This is a genomic window from Alkalicella caledoniensis (genome assembly GCF_014467015.1).
Classification (GTDB): Bacteria; Bacillota; Proteinivoracia; order Proteinivoracales; family Proteinivoracaceae; genus Alkalicella; species Alkalicella caledoniensis.
The window spans coordinates 3,238,411-3,259,581 of the sequence record NZ_CP058559.1 but is presented as its reverse complement, the minus strand read 5'-3'; the positions used below and the strand labels follow the sequence as shown (position 1 = coordinate 3,259,581).

At 36.5% G+C, this 21,171-nt stretch carries 24 protein-coding genes and 1 riboswitch; of the genes, 1 reads left to right on the top strand and 23 read right to left on the bottom strand.

The window, feature by feature from the left end; all coding sequences use genetic code 11:
- Nucleotides 1-10 precede the first annotated feature (10 nt).
- From HYG86_RS15895 to HYG86_RS15790, 22 genes are all read right to left on the bottom strand, one after another.
- A complete protein-coding gene (locus tag HYG86_RS15895; RefSeq protein WP_213166544.1) occupies nucleotides 11-580 on the bottom strand; it encodes a hypothetical protein in 570 nt (189 codons plus the stop codon).
- 1 nt (nucleotide 581) lies between these two features.
- The gene (gene spoIIIAF, locus HYG86_RS15890; RefSeq protein ID WP_213166543.1) at nucleotides 582-1,163 is read right to left on the bottom strand and encodes a stage III sporulation protein AF; all 582 of its coding nucleotides are present in this window, start codon (nucleotides 1,161-1,163) and stop codon (nucleotides 582-584) included.
- Nucleotides 1,164-1,171: 8 nt separating this feature from the next.
- On the bottom strand, nucleotides 1,172-2,305 hold the full coding sequence (spoIIIAE, locus tag HYG86_RS15885) for a stage III sporulation protein AE (RefSeq protein WP_213166542.1): 1,134 nt from the start codon (nucleotides 2,303-2,305) through the stop codon (nucleotides 1,172-1,174).
- A 20-nt stretch (nucleotides 2,306-2,325) separates the two neighbouring features.
- On the bottom strand, nucleotides 2,326-2,712 hold the full coding sequence (spoIIIAD, locus tag HYG86_RS15880; RefSeq protein ID WP_213166541.1) for a stage III sporulation protein AD: 387 nt from the start codon (nucleotides 2,710-2,712) through the stop codon (nucleotides 2,326-2,328).
- Between the two features lie 11 nt (nucleotides 2,713-2,723).
- A complete protein-coding gene (gene spoIIIAC / locus HYG86_RS15875; RefSeq protein WP_213166540.1) occupies nucleotides 2,724-2,921 on the bottom strand; it encodes a stage III sporulation protein AC in 198 nt (65 codons plus the stop codon).
- A gap of 20 nt (nucleotides 2,922-2,941) precedes the next feature.
- A complete protein-coding gene (gene spoIIIAB, locus HYG86_RS15870) occupies nucleotides 2,942-3,454 on the bottom strand; it encodes a stage III sporulation protein SpoIIIAB (protein WP_213166539.1) in 513 nt (170 codons plus the stop codon).
- Nucleotides 3,447-4,382 carry a stage III sporulation protein AA gene (spoIIIAA, locus tag HYG86_RS15865; RefSeq protein WP_213166538.1) on the bottom strand — a complete coding sequence of 312 codons (936 nt, stop codon included), beginning with the start codon at nucleotides 4,380-4,382 and terminating at the stop codon, nucleotides 3,447-3,449. Before spoIIIAA ends, spoIIIAB begins: the two co-directional genes overlap by 8 nt.
- A gap of 187 nt (nucleotides 4,383-4,569) precedes the next feature.
- On the bottom strand, nucleotides 4,570-5,043 hold the full coding sequence (locus tag HYG86_RS15860) for a CD1247 N-terminal domain-containing protein (protein ID WP_213166537.1): 474 nt from the start codon (nucleotides 5,041-5,043) through the stop codon (nucleotides 4,570-4,572).
- A 66-nt stretch (nucleotides 5,044-5,109) separates the two neighbouring features.
- Entirely contained in the window at nucleotides 5,110-5,667 is a 558-nt protein-coding gene (gene efp / locus HYG86_RS15855) for an elongation factor P (RefSeq protein WP_213166536.1), read from the bottom strand.
- Nucleotides 5,668-5,685: 18 nt separating this feature from the next.
- Entirely contained in the window at nucleotides 5,686-6,753 is a 1,068-nt protein-coding gene (locus HYG86_RS15850) for a M24 family metallopeptidase (RefSeq protein ID WP_213166535.1), read from the bottom strand.
- Nucleotide 6,754: 1 nt separating this feature from the next.
- Nucleotides 6,755-7,198, bottom strand: a complete 444-nt coding sequence (gene aroQ / locus HYG86_RS15845) for a type II 3-dehydroquinate dehydratase (protein ID WP_213166534.1) — start codon at nucleotides 7,196-7,198, stop codon at nucleotides 6,755-6,757.
- A 173-nt stretch (nucleotides 7,199-7,371) separates the two neighbouring features.
- The gene (gene lpdA / locus HYG86_RS15840; RefSeq protein ID WP_213166533.1) at nucleotides 7,372-8,763 is read right to left on the bottom strand and encodes a dihydrolipoyl dehydrogenase; all 1,392 of its coding nucleotides are present in this window, start codon (nucleotides 8,761-8,763) and stop codon (nucleotides 7,372-7,374) included.
- A 153-nt stretch (nucleotides 8,764-8,916) separates the two neighbouring features.
- Entirely contained in the window at nucleotides 8,917-10,380 is a 1,464-nt protein-coding gene (gene gcvPB / locus HYG86_RS15835; protein WP_213166532.1) for an aminomethyl-transferring glycine dehydrogenase subunit GcvPB, read from the bottom strand.
- Complete coding sequence (gcvPA, locus tag HYG86_RS15830; protein ID WP_213166531.1) at nucleotides 10,377-11,726, bottom strand: aminomethyl-transferring glycine dehydrogenase subunit GcvPA; 1,350 nt, start codon at nucleotides 11,724-11,726, stop codon at nucleotides 10,377-10,379. The genes gcvPB and gcvPA overlap by 4 nt, the downstream gene beginning before the upstream one ends.
- 3 nt (nucleotides 11,727-11,729) lie before the next feature.
- Entirely contained in the window at nucleotides 11,730-12,113 is a 384-nt protein-coding gene (gcvH, locus tag HYG86_RS15825; RefSeq protein ID WP_213166530.1) for a glycine cleavage system protein GcvH, read from the bottom strand.
- A complete protein-coding gene (gcvT, locus tag HYG86_RS15820; protein ID WP_213166529.1) occupies nucleotides 12,113-13,216 on the bottom strand; it encodes a glycine cleavage system aminomethyltransferase GcvT in 1,104 nt (367 codons plus the stop codon). The genes gcvH and gcvT overlap by 1 nt, the downstream gene beginning before the upstream one ends.
- Nucleotides 13,217-13,385: 169 nt before the next feature.
- A riboswitch (glycine riboswitch) is annotated at nucleotides 13,386-13,489 on the bottom strand.
- A gap of 92 nt (nucleotides 13,490-13,581) precedes the next feature.
- Complete coding sequence (locus HYG86_RS15815; RefSeq protein ID WP_213166528.1) at nucleotides 13,582-14,646, bottom strand: lipid II:glycine glycyltransferase FemX; 1,065 nt, start codon at nucleotides 14,644-14,646, stop codon at nucleotides 13,582-13,584.
- A 60-nt stretch (nucleotides 14,647-14,706) separates the two neighbouring features.
- The gene (locus HYG86_RS15810; RefSeq protein ID WP_213166527.1) at nucleotides 14,707-15,762 is read right to left on the bottom strand and encodes a lipid II:glycine glycyltransferase FemX; all 1,056 of its coding nucleotides are present in this window, start codon (nucleotides 15,760-15,762) and stop codon (nucleotides 14,707-14,709) included.
- Between the two features lie 146 nt (nucleotides 15,763-15,908).
- Nucleotides 15,909-16,541, bottom strand: coding sequence for a cyclodeaminase/cyclohydrolase family protein (locus HYG86_RS15805; protein WP_213166526.1), 633 nt, complete (start codon nucleotides 16,539-16,541; stop codon nucleotides 15,909-15,911).
- Between the two features lie 18 nt (nucleotides 16,542-16,559).
- Entirely contained in the window at nucleotides 16,560-17,228 is a 669-nt protein-coding gene (locus HYG86_RS15800; protein ID WP_213166525.1) for a histidine phosphatase family protein, read from the bottom strand.
- A complete protein-coding gene (locus tag HYG86_RS15795) occupies nucleotides 17,228-18,301 on the bottom strand; it encodes a D-alanine--D-alanine ligase family protein (protein WP_213166524.1) in 1,074 nt (357 codons plus the stop codon). Before HYG86_RS15795 ends, HYG86_RS15800 begins: the two co-directional genes overlap by 1 nt.
- A gap of 73 nt (nucleotides 18,302-18,374) precedes the next feature.
- Nucleotides 18,375-19,274, bottom strand: coding sequence for a DMT family transporter (locus HYG86_RS15790; RefSeq protein WP_213166523.1), 900 nt, complete (start codon nucleotides 19,272-19,274; stop codon nucleotides 18,375-18,377).
- 217 nt (nucleotides 19,275-19,491) lie between these two features.
- Between HYG86_RS15790 and HYG86_RS15785 the strand changes: the two genes are divergently transcribed.
- Nucleotides 19,492-19,950, top strand: a complete 459-nt coding sequence (locus HYG86_RS15785; RefSeq protein WP_213166522.1) for a hypothetical protein — start codon at nucleotides 19,492-19,494, stop codon at nucleotides 19,948-19,950.
- Nucleotides 19,951-20,052: 102 nt separating this feature from the next.
- Here the strand turns inward: HYG86_RS15785 and HYG86_RS15780 are convergent, their stop codons facing one another.
- Nucleotides 20,053-21,165: an aminopeptidase gene (locus HYG86_RS15780; RefSeq protein ID WP_213166521.1), complete on the bottom strand. Its 1,113-nt coding sequence runs from the start codon at nucleotides 21,163-21,165 to the stop codon at nucleotides 20,053-20,055.
- Nucleotides 21,166-21,171: the final 6 nt, after the last annotated feature.

The window sequence follows — 21,171 nt, the reverse complement described above, 5'->3', positions numbered from 1 at the left end:
TCCTCCTCTCTTATTCTCCCTCAACCACAGAAATTTTATATGCTGGAACGTCTAAAATCCCTTGAATTGCTTTTTGTATTTCTTGCCGCACCTTTGGGTTTGAAGCTTTCTCTGCTACCACAAGTACCCCCCTTACCTTTGGCATAACTTCTTTAATAATAACAGGCTCTTCTCCTCCGCCTTTTCTCACTATTACTAATTGCCCTGTACGGTTGTATTCTACAGTGGTTCTTACACCACCTTGATTATCTTGTTCATTCATATCTTTTTGACTTTCTGTAACATTTTCACTGTAGATAGTTTCTGGTCCACTATCAAGGGTAACCATTACATGTACTTTACCTACGCCCTTCATTCTATTGAGCATAGTTTCTAATTCCCTTTGTATATCATTTTCAAAGCTTTCTAGGGTCTCTACTTTAGGCGAAGTAGTAGCAGGGCTTTTCCCACTACCTCCAGGTGAAATCATTTTATTAATTATAAGTAATGATATCCCAATAACTATGAGTATTAGAAGTGTTTTGTTTTTCTTGTTTCCCTTTAGCTGCTTAGTCAACTTTCCAAAGAAATTATTATCCACTTTATCCCTCCTCCCTCTCAACTTTTACATTTACTATGGATCTAGAAATCTGGAAATGGTCACTTATAGCTTTTTTAATTTCTTCATCGTCTTGGTATTCAACAAACTCTACTGTATTGTCCTTACCAATTACCACTGGTTTTATTGGTTTGACTCCTTCATGTATTTTGGTCATAAAAATATTTACATACATAAGCTTCCCAAAATCAGCACTATCAAAATTATTATCTATATGTGCTTCAACCTGTACTTCATACCCTTCAGTATGTGGTTTTATTATTCCAAGTGCTGTATCCTCTATATTTTTTATGTATTGATTCAGTGTCTTTTCATTATAGGCCTCTTGAATATCTTGTTCATTTTCCATCTCTATTTCCCCTGAAAAAACAAATTCTGTAAACTCAATTCTACCTAAATCACTTAATAGAACTATTATAGGGTTTAAAATTGTTGCAATTATCATAAGGCCAAATATGAGCTTAGCGTAATTTCTAAGCTTGTTTTCAGGCAACAACATTTCTAAAAAAGTCATTACAATAACTAAAATTACTAAATTTCTAACTACACTGTTTAAAACATCCATTTTTTCACCTACCTAATCATCTGTGTTATGTTGCCCGCCCCCATGATAATAGCCAAGGTCATAAAATACATAACCGATGAGGCTAAAACTGCTATAAACATAAAAGTCAGACAATTGCCCATGGTCTCCAAAGTTTTAACTATAGGTGTATCCCCAAGGGGCTGAAGTATTGCTGCTGTTAGCCTATATATTAAAGTCATGGCAATTATTTTAATTAGTGGAAAAATAGATATCATTAGAACCAATACTAGTCCATAAACTGACACCGCCGATTTAAGAACCAAAGAGGCGCCTACCACAGTTTCAAAAGCATCGGCAAACAATCCCCCCACCACTGGTATGAATACCTTGGCTGCAAATTTACCAGTTTTTATCCCTACACCATCTACAACCGCAGCGCCAACTCCCTGAATGGCAGTAACACCAACGAAACAGATTAAAGTGAATCCCAAAATATACATACTGGCGTCCTTTAAGAATCCCGCTAACTTGTTAAGTTTATAGTTACTGATGTTATCCACCATATATAAAATAGTCGCTAAAAAAATCATTGGAAAAACAACGTTTTTAATTACAATTGAACCTAAATTTACTATCAAAAACACTAGGGGCTTAAATAAGGCTACACTGGTCACAGATCCCATACCTGCCATTAGGGTAAGAAGCAAAGGTATCAAAGCCTGCATGGTATCTATCATGTTATCTATAACTCCTCTGCCTAGATCTAAGGCTAGTCTAAAGCTGTTGATAGCTATGGTAAAAAGCACTAAGAATACTACACCTTGTGCTAGCTTTGCCACAGTATCTTGAGCAAATGCACTTTTTAGGTTTTCCAAAAGGGCTGCTAGCACAGCCAAAATAATTAGCTGCCCCATTAAGCGAAAATTAGCAACAACCTCACGAAACAAAAAGGATGTTACATTTTTAAAAAGCTCACCTATGCTTAATGGAATAGACTGTTCGCCCCTGAGCATTTCTCTAATATTTAGTGTAGGCACATATTGCCCAAATTCTTCCTCTAACTGGTACCAATATCCCTCAATCTCTGTTAAATCTATGTATTCACTTTCAACTTCCTCAGCCATTACGTTTAAGCTAAATAGCAGTATTATTCCTAAGGTTATGATGATGACTCTTTTCATGTTTTTTCCTCCTATGGCTTTTAGGGCAATATGTAAATCAAAGTGTTAAGTATTGTACTTATAATTGGTACAGCCAGCAAAATCATCATTATTTTACCTGCAAATTCAACCTTGTTTGCTATGGTTCCTTCTCCCGCATCTCTACATACCTGTGCCCCAAACTCTGTAACATAAGCAATTCCTATGATTCTGAGCATGGTTCCCAAAAAAATCATATTTAAATCTGCCTTATATGCCAGTTCCTCGAAGGTTTTCATTACTGTGTAAATGGAACCTGCCAAGGCCAGAAAAATCATGGCCCCTGCAGCTAAAGTTATCTGCATGGCTATTTCCGGTTTTTGTTGCTTGATAAGAATAATAATAACTGTAGAAATTAAGCCAAAAGCCACAATTTGTATAATATCCACTTGTACCACCCCTACATATTAAATATAGTTCTAATGGTAGTGAAGAGCTCAGCGATGAGCTGAATTACTATCAATAAAACAACTATAACCCCCACTAATGTAAGCATCTGCCCATGTTCTTTTTTCTGTGCTTGTTCCAAAACTATACTAAAAATCGCAATTAGAACTCCTAAGCCCGCAATCTGAAAAATCAAGTTAATGTTTGGCATCTAATTTTCCCCTTTCACCTTTATAACAGTACTAAAACTAAGGCCAATCCTGAAAAAAAGCCAAGATACTTCCACATTTTTTCGTTTTTAGCGCACTGCTCTTTACTTTCCCTTTCAGCCGTATATAGTTGCTTTAGAGTAATATCAATATGCTTCTTTTGCTCAGATACACTACTTCTCCCAAGACTGTATCCAAGATTTCTAATTATCTCTTTATCTTCTTGATTAAGGGCCGTAGGAAAACTGTCTAGAGTTTCATCCCAATAGCTTGTAAAGAGGTTTCCATCTCCCCTCATGAGTTTAGAAAAAACTTCTTGAAAAAAATCGCCTACAGGTGCCTTAACTATCTTGCCGATTTTCCTCAAAGCTTCAGGTAAGGGAGTCAGACCATATGTAACCTCTGTTTGCAGCATGGAAAGCCCATCTTGGAAAAGCCTCAGCTCTTCAGTTCTATTTCTAAAATTCTTAGCCTTTTGAAAACCATAGCTACTTGTAGCAAAAACAATACATACAGCACCCACAAGTTTAAACATTTAACACCCCTCCTAATACACTTTTACCCGTTTCTAGACTATAAATATCTTCTATGGTTCCCATTCCTTTTTTGTTGGACATTATCACCAACCTTTTAAAAAGCTTTAGATGGAGAATATGATCAAAGTAAGGTTTTTTCTTCAGGTCATGTAGGTCATGACCGTGTACCGTTGTTAGCACCTTAACCCCTGCTGTAATGGCATACTCCAGTGCTTCCACATCTTCTTTTTTACCTAACTCATCTGTGGCAACTATGTGCGGAGACATTGCCCTTATCATCATTATCATGCCATCTCTTTTAGGGCACCCATCAACGATGTCACTTCTCAAGCCTAGGTCTAGCTGAGGGATACCTTTGTAACAGCCCCCAAGCTCTGATCTTTCATCTATTACTGCAACTTTGTAATGGTATTTTGCGGTCCCAGCTAAATTCCTAATTATATCCCTAAGCAAAGTAGTTTTCCCGCAGTTTGGTGGTGAAAGAATTATAGTGCTTAAAAATTCCCTGTTATTAAATAGATACGGCAAAACCTTATCTGCAACACCTTTTTTTTGCCTTGCAAGCCTAAAATTTAAGCTGTTTATATCCACTAATGTTTTAATTTTTCCTTGCTCAACAACAGCTTTACCGCATATGCCTATACGGTGTCCCCCTGGTATAGTTATGTAACCATTTTGCAGTTCTTGCTCCACGGAGTAATATGAATAATTTGTGATAATATGAAATATCTTCTCTAGGGTTTCTTTATCAATTACTGTTGTTCCTAAATTATGTATTTCCTTACCTGCAATTAGAAAAGATAGTGGGCGGTTTATCCTAATCCTTATTTCCTCAAGTGTCTCGGGATGTTTAGTAAGCATTTGTTCCACATATGGCCTTATGTCACTGGGAAAATACATAAGAATCTGTGTAAAAGAATTTTCCATACATACTTCCTCCTTCTTAAATAATAGATATTTGAAAACAAGCGTTATTATGACAAAAAAATAAATGCACCCAGAAGGGGCGCATTTATTTTTTTTATAGTTTACCAGTTGTTTGAGTACAGTTATCACAAAAAATGATCTAAAATTTTTTAAAGACAAAAAAAAGACCCTCGCGGGTCTTTGGCATTTAGAATATCTCTTCTTCTTCTAATTCGTCATTGCTTTCAAATACTACTAAGTTGCATGATGGACATAGAATCTCTAATTCTTCGTCTGCTAGGTCGTCTTCTTCTACATATACTAATTCCCCACAGTGTGGGCACTCTACTTCTACGTCTTCATCATCTTCTAAGTCTATATCGTCTAGCTCATCTAAATACTCATCATCTAGATATTCATCTTCATCATGGTCATGACCACAACATCCACTAACTTCAGTTTCTAAAAAGTCAGTCTCAAGCTCTGCTAAATCTTCATCTATAGCTTCTACATAATCCTCAAGTTCTGCTTGACTTACATCAATATCTTCGATAATTTCAGCCATATCCTCTAAGACCTCTAGCATGTGTACTAAAACTTTACCCTCTGCACTTTTATCATCGATGTTCAAACCATCTGCAAGTCCTTGAATGTAAGAAATTTTCTCTTTAAGCTCAGCCATCTGTAATAACCTCCTTTTTTTAACTAATATTTAACATGCCCCATCTTATAAAAATTATCCAATAAATTAAGCTCTTTCAACGTAAGAACTACTTCTGGTATCAATCTTTAATTTATCGCCAACATTTATAAAAAATGGAACCTGTACAGTTAAACCAGTTTGTAAAGTTGCTGGTTTAGAACCACCTGAAGCAGTATCACCTTTGATACCTGGCTCTGTTTCAACAACCTCTAAAACAACAGAATTAGGTAATTCTATTCCTATAGCTCTTTCTTTATAATATAGGATTGTAATATTCATCTCTTCAATTAAAAACTTAACATTGTTTTCAAGTTGTTCTTCTGTTAAACCAATCTGCTCATAATTGTCAGTATCCATGAACATATACTCTTCACCAGTAGCATAAAGGTATTGCATTGTTCTTCTATCAATATGTGCTTTTTCAATTTTTTCCTTAGGGTTAAAAGTTCTTTCTAACACTGCTCCTGTTTCAACATTTTTAATTTTAGTTCTTACAAAGGCAGCTCCCTTGCCAGGCTTAACGTGTTGGAAGTCTACTATTTGAAATACTGCTCCTTCGTACTCAATAGTTAGTCCTGTTCTGAAGTCATTTGGTGAAATCATTAGTTGTCCTCCTTAATATTAGTTAATTTCTATTAATTCTTTTGTAACCTTTGTTAAATTTCTATTGCCATTTTCGGTAATAACAATCATATCTTCAATTCTTACACCGCCAAAGTCCTCTATATAGATCCCAGGTTCAACAGTGAAAACATGACCTGGTTGTAAAATATCTGATGATTTAGGAGCTAATCTAGGATTCTCATGTACAACCATGCCTATACTATGACCTAATCCATGACCAAAATTGTCTTTAAAGCCATTTTTATAGATAATATCCCTAGCTAAACTGTCAGCTTCCATACCAGTCATGCCTGGCCTTATTCCTTCAAGGGCATTCTGCTGAGCTTGTAGAACAGTGTTGTAAATTTCCTTTTGCCTATCGGTTGCTTTGCCTAAAACAACAGTTCTAGTAATATCTGAACAGTAGTTATTGTAAACACAGCCAAAATCCATTTTTACAAAATCACCTTTTTCTAGACACTTCTCTGAAGCAATACCATGGGGTAAAGATGATCTTTGTCCAGAGGCAACAATAGTTGTAAATGCTAAACCTGATGCACCCTCTTTTTTCATGAAAACTTCAAGTTCTAAAGCAACTTCCCTTTCAGTAATTCCAGGCTTTAAAAACCCTAGTATATGTGCAAAGGCTCTTCCGGCGATATCTATGGAATACTCAATTTTTGATATTTCACCTTCATCCTTGAACATTCTTAGCTCTTCAACAATTGGTTTAATGTTGATTAGTTCAATACCTTCAAAAGCATTAGTAAAGTTTAAGTATTGGGAATAGGTAATATGTTCTTGTTCAAATCCTAAACGTTTCACACCTAACCTCTTAAGTTCAGTATATATATCCCCTAATACATCTAGCCCATGTTGAACTATTGTGAACCCTTGTACCTGTGTTCTTGCTTGCTCTTTGTAGCGGAAGTCTGTTAAAAATATCCCTTCATTCTCAGCTATGATTAAATATCCACTACTTCCAGTAAAACCCGATAAATAGTATCTGTTTTGTGGTTGCAGAACCAAAAAAGCATCAATATTTTGCTCTTTTATTTTACCCTTAATCTTCGCTAATCTTTCCATTTTAACCCCTCCTTTTTTTATTCAACAAGGCATCCATTGCTAAAATATAGCCATGACCTCCAAAACCTGAAACCTGTCCCATAGCAAAAGGTGCAATTACAGATTTTCTTCGGAATTCTTCCCTTCCGTGAATATTTGAGAGGTGCACTTCAACCACAGGTATCTCAATAGCTTCTACTGCATCTGCTATGGCATAGCTATAATGGGTGTATGCTGCAGGGTTTAATACTATACCCTGAGATTGAAAAATTTCCTTTGACTTATGTAACAAATCAATTATTTCACTTTCACTGTTGCTTTGAAATATTTCCACTTTTATATTGTTTTCCTTAGCATAACATAAAATTTCGGAATTTATTTCATTTAAAGTTTTTTTACCGTAAATCTCTGGTTTCCTTGTACCTAATAGGTTTAAATTAGGTCCGTGTATAACCATCATGTTCATATTATCAACCCTTATATTCCATTTTTTTCTTTTATTATTATAATCCTTATGGGATTATATAGCAATAGCATGGACAAAATTAAAACTTTAAAAAGTTGGACAATTGGTTAGTTGGAAAGGAAAATCAAAACATTAAGTAACAATAAAAGACCACTGGTGGTGGCCTTTTATTGTTACTTCCTTTTAGCTTTTGGTGCTTGATGGATTATTTCTCCGTCTATACCATGGGCTGCTTCTGCGAAGGTTTCTGCTAGTGTAGGGTGGGCATGAATTGTTTTATACACATCTGAAGCCTTTAGTTTATTTTGAACAGCTAAAGCTCCCTCAGCTATTAAATCACTACTATGGGGCCCTAAAATGTGCACCCCGATGATTGTACTGTTACTGTCAGCTACAATTTTCACAGTTCCTTCTGGCTCACCTTCTGCCAGTGCTTTACCATTTGCTGCAAAGTTAAACTTACTCACAGTACATTCTATTCCTTTTTCTTTACACTCTTCTTCGGATAGACCAACGCTAGAAAGCTCTGGGTATGTGAACACTACACTTGGCACGCAGCTATAATCCATAGCAGAATCTTCTTCCCCTACAATATTTTCAACAGCCACAATCCCTTCAGCAGATGCCACGTGTGCTAGCATTATTCCACCAGTACAATCCCCGATGGCATACACATTGGGAATATTTGTTTCCATCTTCTCATTGGTTAAAATTCCGCCATTTTGCTTAAGTGTCAAATCTAAATTATCTAGACCATTAAGGTTCGGCCTTCTACCACCAGCCATCAAGCATATCTGTGCATCTATTTCCACTTCACCTTTTTTAGTTTCCACAGCTATTATTAGTCCTTCTTCTCCTTTGCTAATGTTTTTAACTTTAGATCCAGCTAAAATATTTACACTAGACTTCTTCAAAAACACATTTAGTCTACGTACAAGTTCTTCATCAAAATTATACAAAATCCTAGGTAACATCTCGATTAAGGTAACCTCCACACCCAACTGCGCAAAAATCCCAGCAAATTCAGTACCTACAACACCACCACCAATTACAACCATACTTTTTGGTAGGTTATCTAATTCTAGTATGTCATCAGATGTTAGGACACCAGGCAAATCAGCTCCTGGAATCGGTGGGACAAAGGGCTTAGAGCCAGTTGCTATAATAACTTTATCACCCTTTAAGGTTTCGTCTACACCTTCTACCTGGACTGTGTTGTTATCTAGAAAAATACCTTTACCGTGGAAAAAGTCGATTTTGTTAGCCTTAATCAAGCCTTCTATACCCTTCACAAGGTTATCTACAATTTCATCTTTTCTTTCTTTTATTCTCGTGTAGTTCACTGTATATCCTTCAATATCAAACCCAAATTCAGAAGACTTCTGAATTAACTTGCCCACATAACTTGATCTATAAAGAGCTTTGGTAGGAATACAACCTCTGTTTAGGCATGTCCCTCCTAAACGAATATCTTCGATCAAGGCAACTTTTTTGCCAAGATGAGCGCCTTTGATAGCTGCAACATATCCGCCAGGACCTCCACCCACTACAATAATATCATACATAAGAATTCAGCCTCCCTTTTTGAATATTAAAGCCACTATAATTTCTGTCCATAAAACTACTGCCGGTTAAAATAACCGGCAGTTTGCTTTATTTAATCTTTTCCTTACCAACTGTCTACTAGCCAACTAACCAACTGAATCCAACTTAGTGAACTACTCTTTCCAGTTAATCTGACAGCATACTATTGGGTTTCTTGCAGCCCCTACTTCGTCTAGTCTATCTAAGAAGGTAGTATGTGGAGCATTTTTTATTTTTTCCGGATCATTTTTAGCTGTAGTAGCTATATCTTTCATTGCCTGAATAAATTTGTCTAGTGTTTCTTTAGTTTCTGTTTCAGTTGGCTCTATCATGAGAGCTTCTTCAACAATCATTGGGAAATAGATTGTTGGCGGATGATAGCCATAATCTAAAAGAGCCTTAGCAATATCTAAAGTCCTTACACCATACTTTTTAAACTCTTTCCCAGAGAAAACAAACTCATGCATGCATGTTCTATCATTTGGAAGGAAATAGTATTCCTTCAAATGCTCCATGATGTAGTTTGCATTTAGCACTGCATCCTCACTTACTTGCTTTAAACCTTCAGCACCCATAGTTAGGATATAGCTATATGCCCTTACATTTACCCCGAAATTACCATAGAATCCATGTACCCTACCTATGGACTTCGGTATATTGTAATTTAACACATAGTTCTCACCTTGTTTTTCTACCATAGGAGTTGGTAAGAATTCCATAAGTTCTTTTTTAACTCCCACAGGTCCAGAACCAGGTCCACCACCACCATGGGGTGTGGAAAAAGTCTTATGCAAGTTCAGATGAACAACATCAAATCCCATATCCCCTGGGCGTGTTATTCCCATAATGGCGTTGGTGTTTGCACCATCGTAGTATAACAAACCACCTGCTTTATGGACTAGGTCGGCTATTTCTACTATATTTTCTTCAAATAAACCCAGTGTAGAAGGATTTGTAAGCATAAGAGCAGCAATATCATCATTTAGAGCTTCCGCTAAACTATCCATACAAACTCCGCCATCACAGTTAGATTTTATTTCCACAACCTTAAAGCCCGCCATAGCAGCACTGGCTGGGTTGGTACCATGGGCAGAATCAGGAACTAGTACTGTTCTTCTTTTATCTCCTCGATTTTTATGGTAAGCATCAATAAGCATCAGACCAACTAATTCACCATGTGCACCAGCAACAGGTTGTAGAGTCACTGCATCCATCCCAGTAATTTCACCTAGGTGATTTTGCAGGTTATACATCATTTCCAGTGCACCTTGTGCACCTGAGTCATCCATATGAGGATGTAAATTCGCAAAACCTGGTAATCTTGCCATATCTTCATTTATTTTAGGGTTGTATTTCATGGTACAAGAACCCAGTGGATAAAAACCACTATCAACACCATGATTCCTTGTGGATAATTCAACATAGTGTCTAACAACCTCTATCTCGCTAACCTCTGGAAGTTCTAGTCTCTCTTCCCTTAATAACTCTTGGGGGATTATAGAGTTAATATCCACCTCTGGGACATCGGAATTAGGTAGGGAGAAGCCCACATGACCAGAAACAGATTTCTCAAATATCATTTTCACTTCATCTCTCATACTAATTCCTCCAATCTGTTAAGGGTTTTATTTATTTCGCCTACAGTCATTTTTTCTGTTACTGCTGTCAAAACTCCTTTATCTAGCTGTGGGAAATCTTTATTTAGAGAAATTCCTAGATAGATATCTTCTGATTTTAATTTAGATAATACTTCAGGGTTTTCAACACTATAGGCAAATTCCTTAAATGTAGGGCCTGTAAATAGTGGTTTAATTCCCTTAACACCTTTTATTTTTTCTTTCATATAATTAGCCTTCTGTAAAGAAAGTGCGGCAACTTGTTTAAATCCTTGTTCACCTAGGAGTGACATATAAACAGATGCAGCCAGTGCACATAATGCTTGGTTAGAGCAAATATTTGAAGTAGCTTTGTCCCTGCGAATATGTTGTTCCCGTGTTTGAAGTGTTAAAACAAAGCCTTTTTTGCCTTTTTTATCAACGGTTTCTCCAACGATTCTACCAGGCATTCTTCTCATTAATTTATTAGTAGATGCAAAGAATCCAAGGTATGGGCCACCAAATGCAACTGGGATCCCCAGTGCTTGGCCATCACCCACTACTATATCTGCATGGTAACTTCCTGGCTTAGCTAAAATACCCAGGGATATTGGATCAACAACGGATACGAATAGTTGTTTTATATCCTTTAAGTATCCACCAATTTCAGGCATATTTTCAATTACGCCAAAATAATTTGGACTTTGAACTATAACTCCCGCAACTTCATCAGTAATTTTTTCTTTAATATCTTTTAAATCAGTCTGACCGGTCTCCTTATTAATAGGGACAACCACAACCTTGATATCTAAAGCATCGGCATAGGTCTTTAATACCTTTTTGTAGCTTGGATTAACAGCCTCGGAAATTAAGATGGTATCTGTCTTTCTGTTTGTGTTAATTGCCACGATTGCAGCTTCAGCCATAGCTGTAGCTGCGTCGTACATGGAAGCATTTGAGACATCCATGCCCGTTAAACGGCAAATCATTGACTGGAATTCAAAAATTGTTTGTAAGGTGCCTTGGCTTATCTCAGGTTGGTAAGGTGTATAAGCTGTGTAAAACTCAGACCTCAGTAAAATATGGTTTACAACAGAAGGTATAAAATGGTCGTAGCTGCCTCCACCTAAGAAACTTATGATTTTATCATTACTTTTATTTTTATTAGCCAGTTTTTGCATTTCACTGGTCAATTCAAGTTCAGAAAGGGGACCAGGTATATCCATATCCCTCTTTAACTTAACCTTTTCCGGTATATCTTTAAACAGGTCTTCCGTGTTTTTTTTACCGATACTTTCTAGCATTTCCTGCCTTTCTGCATCGGTTTTGGGTATATATCTAAAAGTCATATTCTATTCCTCCTCAATGAAACCTTGGTATTCCTCAGGAGATAATAGTTCCTCTAACTCACTTTCATCATCTAATTCTATTACTACTAACCATCCTCCTTCATAGGGATCTTCGTTGATGGTCTCAGGAGCATCCATTAAGTCTTCGTTTACTTCAGCAATTGATCCACTTACAGGGGAATAAGCATCCGCTGCAGCCTTTACAGACTCAATTACTATAATGCCATCACCTTTGGCTACACTGTCACCTTCTTGGGGCAGTTCAACAAAAACGATATCACCTAATTGTGCCTGGGCATAATCAGTTACACCCACTTTTGCTTTGTTACCTTCAACTAAAATCCACTCATGATCCTTTGAATACAACAAACCTTCTCTAACAGCCATTACTTAACATCCTCCCTTATATAAAATGGTATATTTACAATCTCAGCTTTCAGCTGACGGTTACGAACACCTATAAAAATCTCATCACCTACATTAAATCCTGTGTTTTTAACTAAAGCTAAACCAATATTTAAGTTTAGTGTTGGCGAAAAGGAGCCTGTGGTTACATGGCCTAACTCTTCACCTTGTGGGTTATAAACAGGATAATCCCCACGGGGAATTCCACGGTCAATCATTTTAAACCCAATGGTAGTTCTAGGAGCACCTTCTTCTGCATGCCTTTGAATAACCTCTTTACCTATATATTCAGGTTTTTTAAATTTAACAAACCTTTTTAAACTGGCTTCAATAGGAGTTATATCCTTATCAATCTCATGGCCATATAGGGGTAAACAAGCTTCAAACCTTAGTGTATCCCTAGCCCCTAAACCCGCATGCACTATCTGGTCTTTGTCAGCTTGGTATATTTTATTCCATATATGTGGTGCATCCTCATTTTTACAATAAATTTCAAATCCATCTTCTCCAGTATACCCTGTTCTAGATACCAATGCTTTATGTCCAGCTATGTCAACCTCTTCATCACAGTAAAAGAACTTGATATTACTAAGGTCGTAATCAGTGATTGTCTGTAAAATTTCCTGAGCTTTTGGCCCTTGAAATGCAATCTGAGAAACATCCCCAGATATATTTTCTATTTCTACACCTTCAATTTTATGATCTAAAAGCCACTGATAGTCTTTATCAACATTTGAAGCATTTACTACAAGGAAATATTTTTCATCACCTAGTTTGTAAATCAGCAAATCATCAACAACACCGCCGTTTTCATAACACATAAGAGTGTATTGAACTTGATGGTATTTTAATTTTTCCACATTATTTGTGACCATTTTTTGTAGAAACTTTAAAGCGTTAGGACCTGTAACCATGATTTCTCCCATGTGTGACACATCAAAAAGACCTGCCTGAGTTCTTACGCCCTTTACTTCATCGATTATTCCTGTGTATTGGACTGGTAGCGCCCATCCACCGAAATCAACTATTTTCCCCTTTAGTTCCACATGCAAACCAAAGAGAGGGGTTTTTTTTAGGTTTTCCATCTGTTGCACCTCCATCTTATTTTTTGTAAAGGTATTACAAATTAACCAATTCAGTGTATGCTAAAAAAATCACAATATATAAAGGACAGGTAAAAGCGTTTGCTTTCCCCTGTCCTTTTACCTGAGAGATTATTCCCCTTTGGTGCATTAACATGCTCTCCAGAGATGTGTCACTATTTAGGTACTTTTGCCTGAGAGTTTCGATTTGTTTTCTGCAAGGAAAAACAACTTGCTCCTTCGGCGCCTATGAAAGGTCTCTCCCTAAACGCTCATCCACACGTATTTACTTGTCATTAATAAATCTATTCTACCAATTATTTAAAATTCCTTCTTTTTATAGGGAAGTGAAAAAAAGAACTTTAACTTTACTGATTCTTTATTTTTTTCTTCAGTTTATTCATCAAGCTCCTCGCCTGTATACCCTTTTGACTTAAGTGGTATAGGGGAATATTCAAAGGTAAATCAAATTCACCAATAAAATCATATTCATCCCCACCAAAGGATTTCTTAAACTGGTATATACCATACTCTTTACTGTTCTTACAGCTTTCTTCTGCCCTGTCCACAGGTATACCATGAAAGTCAAAGGAGTCTGCCCCTCTACTTTTTGACCATAAAATCCTTTCCCATATCAATCCATGGTAAGCTTTTAGATTCCTGTGTTCACTGCTAGCCCCTCCATATAAAGCCCAAGACTTATTGCCATAAACAACAGTAATTCCTCCGGTAATAGGTTTATTGTCATAATAACCTATTATTAAGCTTACATCCTCACCTAATAATTCAAAAAGTCTTTTATAATAGATTTGATTACGGGTGGTGAACTCACCCCTGATAGCAGTTTGCTTCATTATCTTGCTGAAATCTTCTATTCCTTCTATACCAGTATTTATGTATGTAACACCTTTTTTAGAGGGGTATTTTATGTTATATCTAATCCCCTTGCTAAAGTTACTTAAAATATTTTCATCAGAATTTGAAATGTCTAGAATTGTTGTTGATGCAGGTTGGATTCCACCAAAACCTTCATTATCCTTTTTACTTTGAAAACCTAATTCCTTTAAGAAAGTCTCAACTCTAGCATCGGTAATTTGAGGATCAATTTTGATAAAAAGAGCATCTTCAGCTTTACCAATTTTTATAATTTCATCCTTTATGAATTTCCACACAGAAAAATCCAAGGTATCTTTCAGAACAGGTCCTCTTGGTATATAAATAAAGGATTTATTTATAATAGGCAGTTTTCGGATTAAAACACAGAAACTGCCTATAATTTCCTCATTATCAATAACCATGAAAAACCTTGATCTCCAGTCCTCCCTTTTAACTTTTGACCAATTAACAGACTGCAATAGATGACCATTAACTGCGCTACATAGCCAGTCTGTATAAGTTCCTAAATCCAATTCAGTAACTTCCCTAAGAAACATATGTAAAATCCTCTCCCTATTTAAAACTTCTTACTAGAATATTATTCCACCTTTTTTTACCTACTCCTTTTTTTTGAAAAGTTTTATTTTTTTAATTAGCTTATGTCCTTGTTTAGCTCCTTGCCAGATAAAATAAAATAGTCTATTTACAACTAGATCATGCTCACCTATAAAATCATAATCCCGGCCCCCAAAAGACTTTTTAAACTGATACAAGCCATACAATTTTTCACCAGGTTCCCTTTTAATGGGTATGCCAAAAAAATCAAATAGTTTTGCACCACGGGTTTTAGCCCATAGCATCCTTTGATAGTTTAAGCCGTAGTAGGCTTTTAAATTAGTGTGTACATTGGCTGCCCCACCATACATGGCCCATGCCTTGTCTCCATAAACAAGGGTAATCCCTCCTGCGATGGGTATATCCTCGTAATAAGCAATTATTAGGCATGCATCCTCACCGAGGGAATCTAGAAGTAGTTTATAGTAGTTCTTCTGACGAGATAAAAAATTTGCCCTAGAACTGGTTGCTTCCATTACTTTAGAAAAGTCGTCTAATCCATCAAGATTAGTTTTTTTGTATACTACACCTTTTTTTTCAGGGTAAGTAATATTGTACCTTGTTTTTTTGGGCATGCCACCTAGTAAATCATCTGGCTCTGGGGTTATATCCAATCTCATGGTAGCAGCAGGTTGCATACCACCAAACCCTTCTTCTTCTTTTAAATTAACATAACCTAACCCCTTTAATACTTCTTCAACTCCCTGCCCTTCTTCTATGGCAGGATCAATTTTCACTAAAACACAGTTTTTCTCTTTGGCATACTCTTTAATATCTTGGGTAAACTGCTCCCATAATTTTGTATTGTCATAGTCTTTAAAAATAGGTCCCCTAGGTATATATAAAATTTTTTTCTTTATGTAGGGAATAGACCTGATCATTGCTGATAAACAACCAACAATCTCTTCCCCTTCTTCAATGACTAAAAAATGACTTTCCCACTCGTTTTTCTTCACATTAGCCCAAGCAGGGGATTGCAATAAATGACCGTTTGGATTGTTTCTATTAAAATCATCATATTTACTTAATTCACTAGTTTGAATTTCCCTAAGCCTCATTTTTTTATCACCCCTTATCAAAAATAATATTCCCTGTGCTACAAAAAAAATTCCCTTTAAGAGGTCAGTAAGGCGCAAGTCTTTTTAATCATAAAAATGGTTTTGATGGTGTACCCATAATACTAAAAGAAGCCCTAAGGCCTCTTTTAGTATTGTTCGAATATGTTAAATATGCTCTCTCTTCCCTCATCAACAGCCTTTTGGGCTCTAACTTGGGCCTCCATCATCTTTTCTTTTATTTCACGGCTGAACTCTTTGTCATTTAATGTTGGCAGATTGATCTCAACATTTGATATGGCTCCTATAAAACCTGTATGACATAATTCAAGCCCAACCTTTAAATCACTAATTGCATTGGGGTTTCCTTTATTTGCGAGACTGGACACCTTCTCTAGAATTGGCAATATTACTATGGCTGTCTCAAAAGGCACCTCAGTAGCCCTTTGGCTAGCCACTTCAATTTTTTCAGCTCTAATGGATTTTTCTTCCTCTGTATCTTTAGGTAGTTTAAATGCATTCATTACTTCTATGTAAGAGTTAGAATCTTCATCTGCCAGTTTGATAAGTTTTTCTCTCCACTTATCAACTTCAGAGGCGATTTTCTCCATCTCCCCTTTGATTTCAGCATATTTTTTCCTACCTGCAGTTACTCTACAGAACATAGAGATTAAGCTTGCACCCATGGCACCTGAAATTGCAGCAGCGGTACCACCACCAGGTGTGGCGCTCCCCTCCCCTAGGTTTTGCAAAAACTCTTCAACGGTTAAATCCTTGAACATTTAATGACCTCCCCTTTTTTAATGTCTTGCTTCCACCAATCTCACTTCACTTTCTCCTTCAAAGTGTGCAGTGTCATTTATGGTTTCCACAACTATCTTATCCCCACACTTTAATACAGTTAAACTGCAGTTACCCACATACATTTGATTTTTAATAACACTCCATGGCAATTCAAGATAATGATGTAAGAGTGCCTTAATGAAGCCACTATGGGTCACTGCTAAAACTGTACTGTCTGGGTAAAGTTCTACACATTTATCCACAAACTCTTTACACCTTTTTACTAAGTCGCTGTACTTCTCAGCTTCTGGTATATCTATGTTAGGGTCTAAATTTCGTTCTTCATACAAGTCACAGTATTTCATCTTTATATCATTAGTTGTTAATCCTTCCCAAAGACCAAAGGAATATTCTCTAAGTAAGGGATCTTTAATAATTTCTACAGCCTTGAGGTGAAACTCTTTATTGTGTTTATCAAACTTCCTTTTAACTTGATATGCAGTGTCATATGCCCTTTTGAGGTCACTTGTAAGTATAACATCGATATTAAAATTTTTAAGGCGTCGAGCCAAGGTTTTCCCTTGACTCACCCCTTTTTCTGTAAGTTCAATATCAGTTTGCCCCTGGCATCTACCTTCTACATTCCACTTTGTTTCTCCGTGTCGAGTAAAAATTATTCTAACCATTAGTAGTCTCGCCTCAATTTATTCATGGCACCGTGTCTGTTAAGAGCTAAGTCGATTAACATCTTCACTAAATCCTTTGCTGTTACCCCAGATGCTTCTAAGAGTTTCGGATACATACTAATACTGGTAAACCCTGGTAAAGTATTCACTTCATTGATCCACACCTTACCATCTTCATCAAAGAAAAAGTCTACCCTAGAAAGACCTAAGCAGTCTAGACCTTTAAAAGCAAGTTTTGCTAGTTCTTGTACTTGTCCTTCAACCCCTTCTGGTAAGTCAGCAGGGATAATAATTTCTGAGTTATCATCGATGTATTTTGCATTGTAGTCATAAAACTCATTGCCTGGAACAATTTCACCCACAGTGGACACAAACAAATCGTCATTGCCTAGTACACTGCATTCAAGTTCCCTAGCTTTAAGACCTTTTTCCACAACAAGTTTTAAGTCATACTGGAAGGCTTCTTCAACAGCAGCTAGAAGTTGCTCTCTATTTTTGGCTTTAGATATACCAACACTAGAACCTAAGTTAGCAGGTTTTACGAAAAGTGGGTAACCTAATTCTTCCATTTTATTCACTTGATTTTCTTGCTCATTATCCCATAAGTACTTGTTGAAAACAACGTATGGCCCAACAGGCAAACCTTGGGACTTAAATACCTCTTTCATCATACCTTTATCCATAGCCACTGAAGATCCCAGCACACCACTTCCAACATAGGGGATATTCAGAAGATCCAACATACCTTGTAGTGTTCCATCTTCACCGTAGGTTCCATGTAATACAGGGAAAACTAAATCTATATCTAGCTCTCTCCAGCTATCTTCTTCCTTCACCATAAATCCTTTATTTTTGCCAAAAAGTTTTATGGAAATTGGCTTTCCCCTTAACTCTTTGTTCAAAAGGCCTTCTCTTACATCATCACCTGTATACCATTGACCATCCTTGCTTATACCTACAGGAACAACATTATGTTTTTCTTTATCAATCATCTCCATAATAAATTTGGCAGATTGTAAAGAAACCTCATGTTCTCCAGATTTCCCTCCAAAAATAACTGCTATATTTTTCATTTTTAACTCCTCCTTAGCAAAATCTTATTATTAGTATATTACTATTATCAATAAAAGCACTAATATTTTTCACTTATTTGGATTTTAGTGACTCCGTTTTTCTCATATTGCGAAATCCATTGGTTTCATTATACAGTATTGCCCCTAGAATTACCAAAGACCCAAAAACTTGTATAGTTGTAAATCTCTCATGAATAACAAAAAATGCAAACATGGCCCCAAATACTGGTTCTAAGGTAAATATCACAGCTGCCCTTTGAGCATTCACTGTCTTTTGACCAGTTGTTTGTAGCACTGTTGATAATATGGTAGCAAACAAGGCCAAATAAAGTATTTCAATCACAAGCCTACCATCTGTTAGTCTAGGTATTCCCTCAAAAAATAAAGTTAAAATCCATGTGATTATTGCAGTAACGGATATTTGCACAACAGTAAAGCAGTATGTATTACCTTTGTTAGCTACTTTTTCAAGGACAAAAATATATCCTCCAAAGCATACTGCGCACATCAATACTAAGAAATCACCTAACCCTAAAAAGTACCCCTGACCACTCTCAAAACTAAGCATAGCAGTTCCAACAACAGCTAATATAACAGCAACCTTAGTTTTACCTTGGATTATAGAACCAGATATTTTTTCAAAAAAAGGAACAAAAACCACTGCAAGCCCCGTTAAAAAGGCAGCTTTAGAAGCTGTGGTATATTGAAGTCCCACTATCTGAAACAAAAAACCTCCCGTTAGGAAAAGACCAAGTACTCCTCCACCTAAAATTTCTGTTCTATTTATCTTTATTAAGCTTTTCCAAAAGAACAATATACCAACCACCGTTGCCATAGTAAATCTAGTGGCTATCAAACCATATGGACCCAAACTATCTAGTGCAGTTTTGGATATGGCAAAAGTAGTCCCCCATATTATTGTGGTTAATATAAGCAATAGTTCACCTTTATTTTTAATTCTAACCTTAAGCAAAAAACTTACCCCCTCTATCTCACCTTATATTATTTTCAATATGGAAAGGTAAAATCCTGCTTCCGCTAAGAAAATTCTTACCATTAGCCTAAACTAAAGGCTCCGACTAAAAAAAATTTTACGTCTTTAGTATTTTACAGTTTATTTACAGCTTGTTTAATTTAGTATTATAATTTCAGGCTATACTAAATAATAACCACAATAGGAGGTGAAAAATATGGACAAAAAATTACTAATTTTATCTATTATGGTTCTAACCTTACTGGTTGTTGGTATAGGTTTTGTTTCAGCTCAAGATATTGTAGAGAAAGATAATACTATGACTATACAACAACGTGTTAGAATGAGACTTTTTGGTTCAAAGGAGGACAATGCCCTTATTACCCCTGAGTTCTTAGAGGATGAGGAAGTTGTTGCAAAAATTGCCGAACACAATGGTATGACCGTCGATGAAGTTAGAGATGTAATATCTGAACATAAAGACAGATTTTTAAAGTTCGGCGAAAAGGGCCAAGGTCATATGGATAAAGGTACTAGACACATGGACATGGGCGAAAAAATGGAAAAACTTTTAGAAAACGAAGATTTTCTAAGTGAAATGGCTCAGCGACACGGTGTTTCAGTTGAAGAATTAAAAACCTGGTTAGAAAGCAGTCCCCTTTTAAAGAACAGATAAAACAACACACTCAAACCCCCTAAAAGATAAAAAATGAGCCCACTAGCTGAGGGCTCATTTTATTTCTTTCAAACCAACTATAAAGAAACCCAAAGGGCTCCTTTATAATACTTCTTCTATAAACTGTCCATTTTCATAGAACAACTCTCCATCGGCATATATCTTTCCACCGCTTCTCATATCACATAGCATATCCCAATGAATTGCGGATCTGTTCTTCCCACCGGCTTCAGGCATGGAATCGCCCACTGCCATGTGGATAGTTCCACCGATTTTTTCATCAAATAACATGTTCCTAGTGAATTTTTGGATTCCGTAGTTAGTTCCTATGGCTACTTCACCAAAGAACCTAGCTCCTTCATCAGTATCTAAAAGTGCCTGTAATAAATCTTCACCCTTTGAAGCCGTTGCTTTTACTACCTTGCCAGCTTCAACCTCTAGGTAAATGTTTTCTATCTCTTTACCTGCATAAATTCCTGGGAAAGAGAATGTTATATGTCCATTTATTCCGTCTTCCACGGGGGATGTAAAAATTTCCCCATCGGGAAAGTTAACTTTACCATCGCAGTTTATCCACTTTCTACCTTCAACACTAACCTTTATGTCAGTTCCCTCTGATACAAAATGAAGTTCTTTTTTTGTATCTAGGTATTTAACCCATCTTTCTTGCTCGTCATGGATTCTTTTCCACTGGGCTATGGGATCTTCTTTATCTAATAGTCCAGCACCATAAACGAAATCTTCATACTCACTTAGGGACATGTTTGCTTCTTGTGCATCGGCATGAGTTGGGAATTGAGTCCCACACCATCTGATTTCTTTAGTACCCATTTTTCGAGAAAATTCTTTTCTTGTTTCACTGTTTCCCCTAGCACGAAGTTGTATTTTTTTAGGATCCAGGTTAGAGCTAGACCTGGTGTTGCTGGTCCCCCATGCAGTTAAATAAACATCTGCATTATCCACAACATTTTTAAATGATAAACTAGGAGTGCTTATCTGTTCCTCTGTACCCTCTTTTAATAATGTCTCCCCTATCTCTGGAAGTGTAACAATGTACTCAACCTGAGCACCTTTTCTGATAGCAGCCTTAGCCACCTCAACTATGTATGGGATGCCTACATCCTCACATGATATAAAAACCTTTTCGCCAGGCTTAACTTCTGTGGAATACTCCACCAAAAGCTTTGCTAATTTCTGTAAACGAATATCAGCCATTTAAAA

Excerpts from the sequence above, each read along its gene's own strand:
- gcvT (WP_213166529.1), bottom strand. The coding sequence starts at position 13,216 with ATGGAAAACCTAAAAAAAACCCCTCTCTTTGGTTTGCATGTGGAACTA.
- HYG86_RS15815 (WP_213166528.1), bottom strand. The coding sequence starts at position 14,646 with ATGTTTCTTAGGGAAGTTACTGAATTGGATTTAGGAACTTATACAGAC.
- lpdA (WP_213166533.1), bottom strand. The coding sequence starts at position 8,763 with ATGTATGATATTATTGTAGTGGGTGGAGGTCCTGGCGGATATGTTGCA.
- gcvPA (WP_213166531.1), bottom strand. The coding sequence starts at position 11,726 with ATGACTTTTAGATATATACCCAAAACCGATGCAGAAAGGCAGGAAATG.
- aroQ (WP_213166534.1), bottom strand. The coding sequence starts at position 7,198 with ATGAACATGATGGTTATACACGGACCTAATTTAAACCTATTAGGTACA.
- HYG86_RS15810 (WP_213166527.1), bottom strand. The coding sequence starts at position 15,762 with ATGAGGCTTAGGGAAATTCAAACTAGTGAATTAAGTAAATATGATGAT.
- spoIIIAB (WP_213166539.1), bottom strand. The coding sequence starts at position 3,454 with ATGTTTAAACTTGTGGGTGCTGTATGTATTGTTTTTGCTACAAGTAGC.
- HYG86_RS15780 (WP_213166521.1), bottom strand. The coding sequence starts at position 21,165 with ATGGCTGATATTCGTTTACAGAAATTAGCAAAGCTTTTGGTGGAGTAT.
- HYG86_RS15860 (WP_213166537.1), bottom strand. The coding sequence starts at position 5,043 with ATGGCTGAGCTTAAAGAGAAAATTTCTTACATTCAAGGACTTGCAGAT.
- spoIIIAF (WP_213166543.1), bottom strand. The coding sequence starts at position 1,163 with ATGGATGTTTTAAACAGTGTAGTTAGAAATTTAGTAATTTTAGTTATT.
- spoIIIAE (WP_213166542.1), bottom strand. The coding sequence starts at position 2,305 with ATGAAAAGAGTCATCATCATAACCTTAGGAATAATACTGCTATTTAGC.
- HYG86_RS15805 (WP_213166526.1), bottom strand. The coding sequence starts at position 16,541 with ATGTTCAAGGATTTAACCGTTGAAGAGTTTTTGCAAAACCTAGGGGAG.
- spoIIIAC (WP_213166540.1), bottom strand. The coding sequence starts at position 2,921 with ATGCCAAACATTAACTTGATTTTTCAGATTGCGGGCTTAGGAGTTCTA.
- HYG86_RS15785 (WP_213166522.1), top strand. The coding sequence starts at position 19,492 with ATGGACAAAAAATTACTAATTTTATCTATTATGGTTCTAACCTTACTG.
- HYG86_RS15800 (WP_213166525.1), bottom strand. The coding sequence starts at position 17,228 with ATGGTTAGAATAATTTTTACTCGACACGGAGAAACAAAGTGGAATGTA.
- HYG86_RS15795 (WP_213166524.1), bottom strand. The coding sequence starts at position 18,301 with ATGAAAAATATAGCAGTTATTTTTGGAGGGAAATCTGGAGAACATGAG.
- HYG86_RS15850 (WP_213166535.1), bottom strand. The coding sequence starts at position 6,753 with ATGGAAAGATTAGCGAAGATTAAGGGTAAAATAAAAGAGCAAAATATT.
- efp (WP_213166536.1), bottom strand. The coding sequence starts at position 5,667 with ATGATTTCACCAAATGACTTCAGAACAGGACTAACTATTGAGTACGAA.
- gcvPB (WP_213166532.1), bottom strand. The coding sequence starts at position 10,380 with ATGAGAGATGAAGTGAAAATGATATTTGAGAAATCTGTTTCTGGTCAT.
- spoIIIAA (WP_213166538.1), bottom strand. The coding sequence starts at position 4,382 with ATGGAAAATTCTTTTACACAGATTCTTATGTATTTTCCCAGTGACATA.
- gcvH (WP_213166530.1), bottom strand. The coding sequence starts at position 12,113 with ATGGCTGTTAGAGAAGGTTTGTTGTATTCAAAGGATCATGAGTGGATT.